The sequence below is a fragment of the Borreliella americana genome (genome assembly GCF_032595795.2).
GTDB classification, from domain to species: domain Bacteria; phylum Spirochaetota; class Spirochaetia; order Borreliales; family Borreliaceae; genus Borreliella; species Borreliella americana.
Genome location: NZ_CP132449.1, coordinates 369,221 through 382,234 on the forward strand (window position 1 = coordinate 369,221; position 13,014 = coordinate 382,234).

The following is a 13,014-nucleotide window of genomic DNA, read 5'->3' on the forward strand; positions in this document are numbered from 1 at the left end:
GCTTGATTATTATTCCTGTAGCCAGTGGTAAGGGGGGAGTTGGCAAATCCCTTTTTTCAGCAAACATAGCAATTTGTCTGGCAAACGAAGGAAAAAGCGTATTACTTGTTGATCTTGACCTTGGAGCATCTAATTTGCATTCAATGTTAAACATTACGCCAAAAAAAAGTATAGGAACATTTTTAAAAACAAAGATTAATTTTTCAGACATTATTATTCAATCTGGAATTAAAAATCTAAACTTCATCGCAGGAGATTCTGATATTCCAGAACTTGCTAATATAGCTGCTTCTCAAAAAAAAATCATAATAAAAAATTTAAAATCTTTAAAATATGATTACTTAGTTATTGATCTTGGAGCAGGAACAGCTTTTAATATTATAGACTTTTTTCTAATGTCAAAAAGAGGAGTAATAGTAACAACCCCAACAGTAACAGCTACAATGAATGCATATTTATTTCTTAAAAATATAATATTCAGACTGTTATCAAGCGTGTTTAAAAGAGGAACAAAAGGAAATGAAATTCTCAGAGCAATAAAACAAAATTCAATCGATCTTCAAAGAGTTTATATACCTAATTTGCTGCTAAAACTTGAAAGCGAAGATCCTGAAAATTATTCTAAATTTAACAAATTGTTTAAGACAATTAGTCCTTTCATGATATTTAATATGCTAAAAGCTCCCAAAGACATTGAAAAAACCGAAAAAATAATAAAATCCGCAAAAAACTATTTAAGCATAAATTTACAAAGCATTGGAGCAATCTATAAAGATGAAATGGTTGATCAAGCTTTAAACAATAAAATACCCATCACGATATACAAACCTACAAGCCCAACTTCTAAAAGTATAAAAAAAATTGCAAAAAAATTAATCGAAATTGAAGATTTAACAAATGATGCCGAGCTTTTAAACGAAGAAGATTTAAATGAAAGTTATGATTTTGTACTAAGAGAAGCTCAGGAAGAATATATTGAAAAAATTGAATACCTTGAATCTTTGATCAAAAACAAAACAATAGAAAGTAGTGAAATTATTGATATAATAAAAACTCAGAAAAGAGAAATCGAAACCTTAAGAAAGCAAAATATGTTATTTAAAAAAAAGCTTTTTGAAAAGCTTGAAAAGGCTAAGGAGGTCTAATGCCAAATTACATAAATTACCCAAGTTGGTTACATCCTGAAGTGATTCAAGGCATACCAATTACATGGTATAGCCTATCTTATATTTTAATCATACTAATCTCTTATAAGTTTATTTGGTATCAAATACAATCAGATAACGTTGATATTAAAAAAGAAGACTATGAAACATTTATGTTCTCACTTGTGCTTGGAGCAATTTTAGGGGGCAGATTGGCATCTACCTTGGTTTACGATAAATCAGGAATTTATTATTCTAATCCTTGGCTAATACTTTTGCCATTCGACCAACATTGGAACTTTACGGGCTTTAGAGGCATGGCCATCCATGGGGGTTTTCTAGGGGCAATAATTGCTCCTCTAATCACAATAAATACAAAGCTTAAAAATACAAATGTTCAAAAATATTTTCTAAAACTAACAGATTATGGATCAATAGCTTTTTCTTCTGGCTATATACTTGGAAGACTTGCTAATTTCGCAAATGCAGAACTTTATGGAAGAGTAATGAAAGGAGGAATAATATTCCCCAATGCAGAACCATTTGACACAAATATACCGGGTGTAAAAGAATTTGCATCATCAATAGGACTTGAGATTTCGCCTCATGACCTGCTAATCAACCTTCCAAGAATACCCTCTCAACTTATTGAAGGATTTTTCGAAGGGCCTGTAACTTTTCTGTTGCTATGGTTTTTATTTAGAAAAATCAAAAAATATGATGGATTTATTTTTGGTGTATATGTAATGCTTTACGCTTTTTTCAGATTCTTTATTGAATATTTAAGAGAGCCAGATAAAGAACTTGGATTTATAATAACCTACAAGCCAATTAAAAGTCTGTCTGAATTTTCTTTTTTAAACATATCAATGGGACAAATGCTCTCGCTAGCGCTGATGCTCTCAGGTTTAATCTGGATAATAGTCACTAAAAAAATTGCAGATAAAAAAATAAAAAATAACACCAACTTGGCATACAAAAATTAAAATAAGAGCAAGCCAATAAAATGAATAAAGTTAATAATTATCAAAATATAAATTCAGTTATAATCTCTAAAAAAGAAGTTGATCTTAGAGATCTCGTAAAGCTTAAATCTATTTTTAACTTAATTCAAATCGTAAAATCTGAAAAAGCTTTATACAACGAGTATTTAAAACAAAATAATATTAAATTTGCTATTATTTATAATTATGAAAAACCAATAGATTTTTCAATAAACATTGCAAACGAATTAAAAAATGCAAACAAAATCCATTCTATTATAATTAGCAACGAAAAATTTGATAAAGAATATTTAAAACTTAATCACATAGAAATAATAAAAGATATAAACGAATTAGAATATAAGCAAAGCTTAATACATCAAAAAAAACTATTTTGCGACAATAAAAACACAACTCTGGATTTCTTTTTAAATTTATCAGAACTTATAAAAGAAATAGTAATCATCACAAACACCAAAAATGAAATTATTTATATCAATGAAAAAGGTAGTAAAAATCTTAATCTTCCAATGAAAACCTCTGGAAATATAATCAAAGTAACCGACATAGACATCAGAGATTGGGAAAAGTTAGAAAAAATAAATTTAAGTTACCACACAAATTCTATTCCGGAATTTAAAAATATATTAATAACCGATTGTATTTTAACTTTAAAAAATAATAAAAAACTACATGTAGATATATTTATTAGCACAATCGCTCAAAACAATATCGATAAATTAATAACAATTAAAGAAATATCAAACCCTAATAAAATAGAAAACTATAAATACCTAGAAATTATTGATTCACAAGACGAGATGCAAAAGGCCAAAGAAATTGAAAAATTATTAGTAAATCATATGGATATTTACAAAAAAAAAAGAATATATTTGCTTAATTTAGACATATCCCTAACAGCAGAATATGAATACAAAGAGGATCAAGAAAAGCTTAATATGAAAATGCTTAAAATAATGTATTCAAAAATAATGTCATTATACTCTGAATATATTTTTAAACTAAAACACAACAATTTAATAGTAATCATATGCACAAGTGGAGGTGAAAAGCAAATAATCTCAATTGCCAAAAAAATCAAAAAAACAATTACGCTGGCATTTAAAAAAGAAGATATTATTATATTCAAATTCAATATTGGAATAATAGAGGTAAATTTAAAAGAAAACCTAGAATTCAAAATTCCTAAATTAATGATGGCTACAAAAATATCATCAGAATACAACGAATCTAATCCCACTATATACAAAGAAGAACTACCAGAAGCAGTGATTTTAAAAAATCAAAACAAAATCTTTCAATATATACTCAAAGCAATAAAAAATGATTTTTTTACTCTTTATTATCAAAAAATCAATCCTCTTAAAAAGAACTTAAAGCCTAAAATAGAAATCTTAACAAGACTTTTTGACCACATGGGCAAACCAATTCCAAACAATCAAATTTTTAACTTAATAGACAAATATAATTTAACTGTTGAGGTTGATACATTGGTAGTTACAAAGGCTTTAAGAGAATACAAAAGCTTTGTATCAAAAAATGGAATTCACATTTTCTCAATTAACATATCTCCTTATTCACTAAAATCCCAAAACTTTAGAATCTTTTTAAGAGATACTTTATTGAAAAGTCAAATCCCGCTTCAAAATATATGCTTGGAAATAACAGAAACTGGAATTCTTGAAAACTTTGAGATAATAAACAAATATTTTCAAGAATTAAAAAGTTTTGGAATTAAACTAGCACTTGATGACTTTGGAAGCGGACATACATCACTCTCATATATTAAAACACTACCAATAGACTTACTTAAAATAGACGGATCTTTCATAAAAGCAATAAACTCTAGTGAAATAGATTTTGTAATAATAAAATCTATTAAAAAAATAGCAGATACAAAAAATATAAAAATTATTGCCGAATTTGTGTATAATGAAGAAATATTAAAAAAAATAATTGAACTAGAAATAGACTATGGGCAAGGATTTTTATGGCACAAACCAGAACCAATATAAATTCTAAAAAGTGAAATCTAAAAATATACTTATGGCTAAATTTTATTAAATTTCAATAAAAATTATTTTACATTGGAAAAGGAATAAAATTAATGGAAAAAAAAATAGCATTAATAGCACACGATAAAAAAAAGGAAGATTTGGTAAATTTTGTCAAACAAAACTATCACTTCTTGTCCAAATTTAAGCTTATTGCAACAGGAACAACAGGGTCTAAAATCCAGCAAGCTACCGATCTTACGATCATTAAATATAAATCAGGCCCTATGGGGGGAGATCAGCAAATTGGAGCTGAAGTAGCTGAAGGAAATATCTTGGCTATATTTTTCTTTAGGGATCCCCTAACAAGCCAGCCTCACGAACCAGATGTGTCAGCTCTTATTAGACTTTGCGATGTACATAAAATACCGCTTGCAACCAACATAAAAACAGCAGAAATTTTAATAAAAGGACTTGAAAGCTTGATTTTATAGACTAAAATCTAAATTAAAGCCTATAAAATCAAAAATATAAATTAATTCGTTAGCATAGGTGAAATTTTTTCAACACCGTCGACAATATAATTAACAGCTTTAAGGAAAGTCTTGGCATCTAAATTATTCTCATCAACTATAATTTCCAATTTTGAATTTTCAATATTAAGATTTTTAAAAGTGCTAATAAGTTCACTTTTAGCACCATGTAAATTACTATTTATAATCTTTTTAAAGTCAGGGGTAATCCCAACAAAAATAAAGGCTTCTTTTCCAGAAATATTAATTGGAGCTTCTCCCGCATAAATATTGTCATAAAAATAAACTATTAGCTTTGCATTCTCTTTTGAGGGTATTGTTTGAAAATATCCATCTACTTCAGAAAAATAAAAAACCTTTATATTTTCCCCCAAACTTTTTCGATCCTTTTTTGAATGAACTACTCCCATAGCATGAAAAACATGCCCAATAGTATGTTCATCTATTTTAGAATCATCAAGCTTAGAAGAGTTCTCTGTTTCTTGCTCTTCAACATATTCATTTGAGCTATCTTTTGAAGTACAAGCAATTATTAAAAAAAATAAAAACAATGGCAAATAAGTTTTCAAAAAACCATTTTTATACATAAAAATTCTCCCTTATAATTTATTAATCATATTAAAATTAAAAGTAAGTCTACAATAAATAATTTATTTTGTACACACTTTAAAAACAATTAAAATGTTAAAATGAAACAGGAGGTCTTATTAATATGAAAAAACAAAATCCATGGATATATTTAAATGAAGAAGAAAAAAATCAAATTTTCAATTTTTCTGAAAGTTACAAAAAATTTATAAGTAAATTTAAAACAGAAAGAGAAGTTTTAGCCTATGCCCTAGATAAAGCAAAAAAATTGGGATTTATTAACGCTGAAGAGAAAAAAAATTTAATGCCAGGCGATAAAATTTTTTATACCTGTAGAGAAAAATCTGTTGCTTTTGCTATTATTGGCAAAAATCCTATTGAAGATGGAATGAATTTCATTGTTTCTCACACAGATTCACCAAGACTTGATGCAAAACCCTCACCAATCTCTGAAGAAAATGAACTTACATTCATTAAAACCAACTATTATGGAGGAATAAAAAAGTATCAGTGGTTATCTACACCTCTTTCAATAAGAGGCGTGGTATTTTTAAAAAATGGAGAAAAGGTTGAAATCAACATTGGAGATAATGAAAACGATCCTGTATTTGTAATTCCCGACATTTTGCCCCATCTTGATAGAAAAATACAAAGAAATAAAAAATCAGATGAAATTATTGAGGGAGAAAATCTAAAAATTTTAATTGGAAGCCTACCAATCGAAACAAAAGAAAAAAATAAAGTTAAACTGGCAACTTTGCAACTAATAAAAGAAAAATACAAAATAGAAGAAGAGGATTTTGTATCATCAGAAATTGAAATAGTGCCTGCAGGAACAGCAAAAGACGTTGGATTTGACAAAGCCTTAATTGGCGCTTACGGACAAGATGACAAAATATGCGTTTACACCTCACTAGAATCTATATTTGATCTTGAAGAGACTCCAAACAAAACAGCCATTTGCTTTCTTGTAGATAAAGAAGAAATTGGTTCAACAGGTTCAACAGGACTAGACTCAAGATATCTTGAATATTTTGTTTCTGACATGATCTTTAAAATTAAAAAATCAGAATACAACAATCTTCACGTCCAAAAAGCTTTGTGGAATTCAAAAAGCATTTCTGCTGATGTTTGTGCAGCAATAAACCCACTATTTAGTTCAGTTCATGACGAACAAAATGCTCCCAAACTTGGCTATGGAATACCTATAATGAAATACACAGGGCATGGTGGAAAAAGTATGGCCAGCGACGCTGATGCTGAGCTTGTTTCTTACATTAGACAATTATTAAATAAAAACAATATAGCCTGGCAAGTAGCAACACTTGGAAAAGTAGAAGAAGGAGGGGGAGGAACTGTTGCCAAATTTTTAGCTAGCTATGGAATAAGAACAATAGACATGGGCCCTGCTGTTATAAGTATGCATTCTCCAATGGAAATAACTTCTAAATTTGATTTATACAATGCTTACTTAGCATATAAAGCTTTCTACAAGGAATAAAATTACTATGGTAGATTTAGAAAAAACAAATAAAATCAAAGTAGCTGAGCATATTATAGAATGCTTTGGGGGAATTAAAAACATAAAAAACATAAACAAAGACCTAACACGAATAAAAATTTTAGTAGACAGCAATTCTTTAGTCAAAAGAGACGATTTAACAAAAAATGACAACATAATAGGAACCATTAAATCTAATGAACTTACAGAAGTTGTTATGAATTTTGAAATAATCGAAGATGTTTATAATAAAATTTTATATATGATGAATGAGCAAAAACAATAAAGCCTCTGAGAGGAGGCTTTATTTTATTGTCTAGCATCTCTCATATACTCAATAACAGATTCAGGAACCAACTCTTTATTCAAAATTTTATATATAATGCTTAACAAACTATTAGAATTTAGATCACGATTTAATTGTTTTAAAAGGGAAAAAATTGATTTAACAGCCAAAACTCCCTCTGGCAAATATCCAATTTTTTCAATATTATTTATCAAATCATCTATACTAAAAAAGCTTTTTAAAATATTTTTGCTAACAATTTCATTGCCAAATCGTCTATTTCTTCCAAAAATGCTTCTACAAGTAACATCTAAATCGCCAGAACCAGACAAAAATAAAAACGTTTCAATATTTCTTCCCCCAAGTTCCATTGCAATATCTTTTATATTATTTAAGGATATTGAAAATAAAAATGATTCTGTATTATTTCCTATTAAATTGGGATAATTCAATTTATAAGCATCCAAAATTCCAAATGCAATTGCAAATACATTTTTTAAAGCTGCTGCTATTTGCACCCCAAAAACATCATTACTATAAAATAAAGAAATTGGGGTTTTACTAAATAAATTAATAAATAAATATGCATTTTCTCTGTTATTGCTAGCCGCAACAAGCCCTGTTATCACACCAAGCCCAACTTCCTCAGCATGACTTGGACCAACAATATAAGTAATTTCATCTTTATATCCTTTCATAACTCTCTCAGCAGCTTCAATAACTGTTTGAATTTTACCATCAAAAGTAATAAATCCTTTTGTAAGTATTGCTAGCTTTGGCTTTATCCCTAAAGAATGTAAAAATTGATCTAATTTTTTTAAAATGTCAACAGTAAAAGGAGAGGGCGTTGCAATGAAAATATAATCAGACATTGTTACAACTTCAAGCAAATCTGAACTTGCAACTAAATTTTTTGGCAATTTAATTTCCTTTAAATATTTAACATTTACATTGTCATTATTAATACCATTCTTAACGTCTTCTTCAAAGGCCCATAAAAAAATATTAAAATCAAATTTATCTGCTAAAGACTTTGCAATAGCTGTTCCCCAAGCACCTGCTCCTATTACTGATATTTTCATAAATACTCCCTATAACCTTATAAAAACTCATATTTTATTGTTTCATCTAAATAGATTTTTATTTTACCAGAATTTTCAATTTTCTTAAAAAGAATTTCATCTATTAAAAGCTTTCCCAATTCTTTGAATATAAATTTTCTAACACTTTTTAAGCTGTAACCCTTACCATAGATCTTTTCTCGAATATAATCAACAACACTTTTTTCAAAAAAAAGATCAAATTTTCTATCTCTTAATATCCTTGCAAAACGATTAAGTTCATTAAAAATGATTTTTTCAAAATCTAACTCATCAATAGATTTAAATACAAATACATGATCTATTAACTCTAAAAATTCATTAGGCAATCTCTTCTCTAATATAAAGTTAAAATCATTTACCCCCGCCATTTTATTTTTAAAGCCAATACTATTAAGCTCCTTGACCTCAGCATTAATACTTATTACTATTAAACTTTCCGATAAACTTACCTTTTTCCCAAGACCATCAAAAAGTTTACCTGTTTTAAACCCCTCTAAAAAAAAATCCAAAACCCTTTTATTACATTTATCAAAATCTGATAAAAAAATAATAGAATTGGAAGATTTGTTCAAAAATTCAAAAAATCCAGTAGATTCATAATACCCCTCATTACTTAAAACAGGCCCAATCAATCTATCAAGAGAATTAAAATCACTATACCCACCCATGTTAAGACTAAATTTCGGAATTTTAAACTCTTGTGATAAAATATCCGTCAATTTGCATTTTCCTGATCCAGAAGCACCAACAAAGGCAAATATACCAATAGTACTTCTGTTGGCAAGTAAATTGAATTTTAATAATTTAATATTTAATATCAAATCAAATACCAAGTTATCGTTTATAATAAGTTCTTTTTTTATTCTATTTTCTAAATTAATCAAGAATTTGCTATCATACTCTTCAAAATTAAAAATATTAGAACCAACAATGGATTTAATCAGATCACAAACATCGTCTTTTGTTATGACCCTTTTTATGTTTTCAAGTCTAAACTTAGAGCCCAATTCATCTAAAATATCAAAAGCTTTGTCTGGAAGAAATCTATCTTTAATATATTTTTGAGACATGAGAATGCAAGCTTGTATTGCTTCGTCTGTATATTCCACATTATGATATCTCTCATAATCTTTTTTAATTTCCTGCAAAATATTATAAGTGTCTTCAAAATTGGGCTCTTTAAGCTCTATGCTCTGAAACCTTCTCATTAAAGCCTTATCTTTTAAAAAAAATTTTCTATATTCATATTCTGTAGTGGCCCCAATAAATTTAATTTTTCCCAAAGTGAGAATGGGCTTTAACAAATTGGAAATATCCATACTACCAAATGAAGTAGCTCCTGCCCCCACTATCATATGGATTTCGTCAATAAAAAGCACAACTTTTTTTCTTGAGTTTAAAAAATCTAAAACTCTATTCACTCTACTCTCAAGATCTCCCCTATATTTAGTACCTGAAACAAGCCTACCAATATCAAGAGAATAGATTTCATACCCTATTAAATCCTTTGGAACATTTTCTACTTTTATTTTATATGCAAGACCTTGGATTAATACTGTTTTTCCAACGCCAGGTTCTCCAAATAAAATAGGATTACTTTTATGCTTTCTAAGTATCACCTGGATTAGCCGAGATAATTCTCGATTTCTGCCAATTAAAGGATTATATTTTAAATCTAAAGCATCAATAATGTTTGTTAAAAAATTACCAATAGAGTCTTTACCCTCTAAGAAAATATTATTTTGATCCAACTTATCACGCTTATTATCAAAAATATGAAAACCTCCTTTTCTTTTTGGCGTATTATTATGAATATACTGTGCAATTAATTCACTGTCGCCTGAGGCAGATTTAGTATTTACAGCCAAATAATCATGAACTTCAATAAGTTTGTCAAAAATAGTCAAATTAAAACCTGAACTAAGAAGCGAATCTAAAATACTATTTTTTCTTTTTTTGACAAGCACCCACAATAAATCTTTTTCTTGTATTTTATAGGGTTTTTTATAAAAAAAAAGAGCACTAATTATATCGTCATATAAATAATCTATACTAGAAACATAGTCTGGGATATAATTGCTTCTTAAGGGAAGTTTACTAAAAAATTCTTTTAATTGTTTATTAAGTTTACAAAAGTCAATTGCACACAAATTAAGTAGCTCTTTGACTTTATCGCTTTTAATAAGCCCATAAAAAATGTGCTCTTCTGTAAACACAAGATGCTTAGACTCCATGAAAAACAAAAAAGTGTTGAAAAACAAACAATTTAAAGCTCTTCTATCATACATCCAAAATCAACTATAAAACAATTCGTAAAAATTTTTTTTTACCTAATCTTAATTCAAATTCATTGTTATTAAAATCCTTTTTAGTAAGAAGGTGGTTCTGATTTTCTACCCTTTTACCATTAATATAAACACCCCCAGAATTAATTAGTCTTCTGCCTTCTGATTTGCTAGGCACAATTTTGGAATTTAACATCAAATCAACTAACAATACCTCTTCTTCTGGATTAGAAAAGCTAAATTTAAAAAATGGAATATTACTTCTATCTCCACTTCCCCTAAATGCAGCAAAAGATGCTTCTTGAACTTTCAAAGCTTCCGCTTCTCCGTGAACAATTTTAGTTATCTCAAAAGCTAAAATATCTTTGGCCTTATTTAAAGAATTTCCCTCAAAATTTGAAATTAATTCAATTTCATCTTTTTCTAAAAAGGTAAAAAGATATAAAAAAGTTTTCACATCGGAATCTGAAGTATTTCTAAAATACTGATAAAAATCATAAATACTATAAAGATTAGAATCAAGATAAACAGCACCTTTTTCTGATTTACCCATCTTTTTTCCATCACTTCTTGTAATTAATGGAAACGTGAGCCCAAAAGTTTCCGATCCATTTTTTTTTCTAATTAGATCAACCCCTGAAATAATATTCCCCCATTGATCATCACCACCAATTTGAAGTCGACAATTTTTAATTTTATTAAGCATATAATAATCATAAGACTGTAAAAGTTGATAATTAAACTCAATAAATGAAAGTCCAAAATCCAACCTTCTTTTATAAGTTTCAAAGCTTAACATACGATTAACAGAAAAATGCATGCCAATATCTCTTAAAAATTCAATATAATTGAGATTATCTAACCAATTTGAATTATGAATAAAACATTCTGAAGCAAACTTAGTTATTCTTTGAAGTTGATTTTTTATCAACATGGCATTATTGCTAATCTCTTCTGAAGATAAAATTTTTCTCATCTCACTTTTTCCAGAAGGATCGCCTATTTTTGCCGTAGAATCTCCGATCAAAATAATTGGCATGTGACCATGTTGCTCAAGGTGCATCATTGCTAAAAAGGGAATCAAATGACCAATATGAAGAGAACCAGATGTTGCATCAACTCCTGCATAAAAAACTATTTTTTCTCTATCCATTAAATCACTTAAAACTTCTAAAGATGTACATTGCTTTAAAAATCCACGTTCATGTAAAAGACTTAAAGCAAAATTCATTTATTAAAATCCTCTTTATAATTTAAAATCTCTGTTTTAATGTATGAATATAAATCATTAATAAAAATTCTCTTCTGAGTCATACTATTTCTTTCTCTAACAGTAACTGTATCATCTTCAATAGTATTGTAGTCTATCGTTACGCAATAAGGAGTTCCTATTTCGTCTTGACGTCTATACCTTTTGCCTATTGTTCCACTATCATCATAAAATACATGAAAATCATCGCAAAGCTCCATATAAATCCTTCTAGCAACCTCAATAAGCTCAACCTTTTTAACAAGAGGAAATATAGCAATCTTGTAAGGAGCCAACTTGGGGTGTAAGCGCAAAACAATACGCTTATCTCCATCTGAGAGCTCTTCTTCAGAATAAGCATCACACAGGGTCATTAAAACAGACCTTGTAAGACCAGCAGAAGTTTCAATAACATAAGGCACATATTTCTCTTTTGTTAACGAATCATGATACTCAAATATTTTGGGCTTATTAGAAAATTTAGCGTGCTGAGTTAAATCATAATTGCCTCTATTGTGAATGCCTTCTACTTCCTGAAATCCAAACGGAAATTCATACTCAATATCAAATGCAGCTTTTGCATAATGAGCAAGCTGTGTTGAATCGTGAGCCTTAAATCTTAATTTATCAGGCCTAATTTTAAGAGTTTCTATAAAAAAATTCATTCTATTTTGCTGCCAATAACAAAACCACTCGTCTATTTGCTTGGGATGAACAAAAAACTGCATTTCCATTTGCTCAAACTCACAAGTTCTAAATATAAAATTTTTAGTAACTATCTCATTTCTAAACGCTTTACCTACCTGAGCAATCCCGAAAGGAATCTTAAGCCTTGAAGAATCCAGCACATTTCTAAAATTAACAAAAATTCCTTGTGCTGTCTCAGGTCTTAAATAAACCTCACTAGAACTGTCCTCCACTACTCCAATATGGGTCTTAAACATTAAATTAAAACTTCTTGGAGAAGTAAAATTATTCCCAACTTTACAATTAGGACAATTTTTTGACAAATCAACAAAATCAGCTCTAAATCTACTTTTACAATCTTTGCAATCAACCATAGAATCTGAAAAACCATCAACGTGACCTGATGCTCTCCAAATTTCGGGGCGCATGAAAATAGCACTATCTAAGCCTACAATATTTTCATGCAAATACACCATGCTTTTCCACCACTCCTTCTTTATATTTTTTTTAAGTTCAACTCCCAAAGGACCATAGTCCCAAGCTCCTGAAAGGCCTCCATAAACCTCTGAGGACTGAAATACAAACCCTTTTCTTTTTGCAAGAGAAATAATATCTTCCATTCTAACCATAAAAATATCC

The 13,014-nt window shown here is 28.7% G+C and carries 11 protein-coding genes; 6 read left to right on the plus strand and 5 right to left on the minus strand.

Annotated elements, in window-relative coordinates; all coding sequences use genetic code 11:
* The first annotated feature begins 2 nt into the window (after positions 1–2).
* From QIA00_RS01770 to mgsA, 4 genes are all read left to right on the plus strand, one after another.
* Positions 3–1,145: a MinD/ParA family protein gene (locus QIA00_RS01770; protein ID WP_316257127.1), complete on the plus strand. Its 1,143-nt coding sequence runs from the start codon at positions 3–5 to the stop codon at positions 1,143–1,145.
* Complete coding sequence (gene lgt, locus QIA00_RS01775) at positions 1,145–2,131, plus strand: prolipoprotein diacylglyceryl transferase (RefSeq protein WP_316257129.1); 987 nt, start codon at positions 1,145–1,147, stop codon at positions 2,129–2,131. The genes QIA00_RS01770 and lgt overlap by 1 nt, the downstream gene beginning before the upstream one ends.
* A gap of 20 nt (positions 2,132–2,151) precedes the next feature.
* On the plus strand, positions 2,152–4,164 hold the full coding sequence (pdeA, locus tag QIA00_RS01780; RefSeq protein ID WP_316257131.1) for a cyclic di-GMP phosphodiesterase PdeA: 2,013 nt from the start codon (positions 2,152–2,154) through the stop codon (positions 4,162–4,164).
* A gap of 92 nt (positions 4,165–4,256) precedes the next feature.
* On the plus strand, positions 4,257–4,637 hold the full coding sequence (gene mgsA / locus QIA00_RS01785; protein ID WP_316257132.1) for a methylglyoxal synthase: 381 nt from the start codon (positions 4,257–4,259) through the stop codon (positions 4,635–4,637).
* Positions 4,638–4,678: 41 nt separating this feature from the next.
* Here the strand turns inward: mgsA and p22 are convergent, their stop codons facing one another.
* Positions 4,679–5,263 carry a lipoprotein P22 gene (gene p22, locus QIA00_RS01790; RefSeq protein ID WP_316257134.1) on the minus strand — a complete coding sequence of 195 codons (585 nt, stop codon included), beginning with the start codon at positions 5,261–5,263 and terminating at the stop codon, positions 4,679–4,681.
* A gap of 125 nt (positions 5,264–5,388) precedes the next feature.
* On the opposite strand from p22, the gene QIA00_RS01795 reads away from it, so the two are divergent.
* Both QIA00_RS01795 and QIA00_RS01800 read left to right on the plus strand, forming a co-directional pair.
* Complete coding sequence (locus QIA00_RS01795; protein ID WP_316257136.1) at positions 5,389–6,765, plus strand: aminopeptidase; 1,377 nt, start codon at positions 5,389–5,391, stop codon at positions 6,763–6,765.
* A 7-nt stretch (positions 6,766–6,772) separates the two neighbouring features.
* Complete coding sequence (locus tag QIA00_RS01800) at positions 6,773–7,051, plus strand: PTS sugar transporter subunit IIB (protein ID WP_301427173.1); 279 nt, start codon at positions 6,773–6,775, stop codon at positions 7,049–7,051.
* A 23-nt stretch (positions 7,052–7,074) separates the two neighbouring features.
* On the opposite strand, the gene QIA00_RS01805 is transcribed toward QIA00_RS01800, so the two are convergent.
* Genes QIA00_RS01805 through QIA00_RS01820 form a run of 4 tightly spaced genes read right to left on the minus strand, consistent with a single transcriptional unit; the run spans position 7,075 to position 13,004 of the window.
* Positions 7,075–8,133 (minus strand): NAD(P)H-dependent glycerol-3-phosphate dehydrogenase, encoded by a 1,059-nt coding sequence (locus tag QIA00_RS01805; RefSeq protein ID WP_316257137.1) that lies wholly within the window; start codon positions 8,131–8,133, stop codon positions 7,075–7,077.
* Positions 8,134–8,150: 17 nt separating this feature from the next.
* Entirely contained in the window at positions 8,151–10,442 is a 2,292-nt protein-coding gene (locus QIA00_RS01810; protein ID WP_316257138.1) for an AAA family ATPase, read from the minus strand.
* Between the two features lie 10 nt (positions 10,443–10,452).
* Complete coding sequence (gene tyrS, locus QIA00_RS01815; protein WP_316257139.1) at positions 10,453–11,670, minus strand: tyrosine--tRNA ligase; 1,218 nt, start codon at positions 11,668–11,670, stop codon at positions 10,453–10,455.
* Positions 11,667–13,004, minus strand: a complete 1,338-nt coding sequence (locus QIA00_RS01820; protein WP_316257140.1) for a glycine--tRNA ligase — start codon at positions 13,002–13,004, stop codon at positions 11,667–11,669. Before QIA00_RS01820 ends, tyrS begins: the two co-directional genes overlap by 4 nt.
* Between the last annotated feature and the right edge of the window lie 10 nt (positions 13,005–13,014).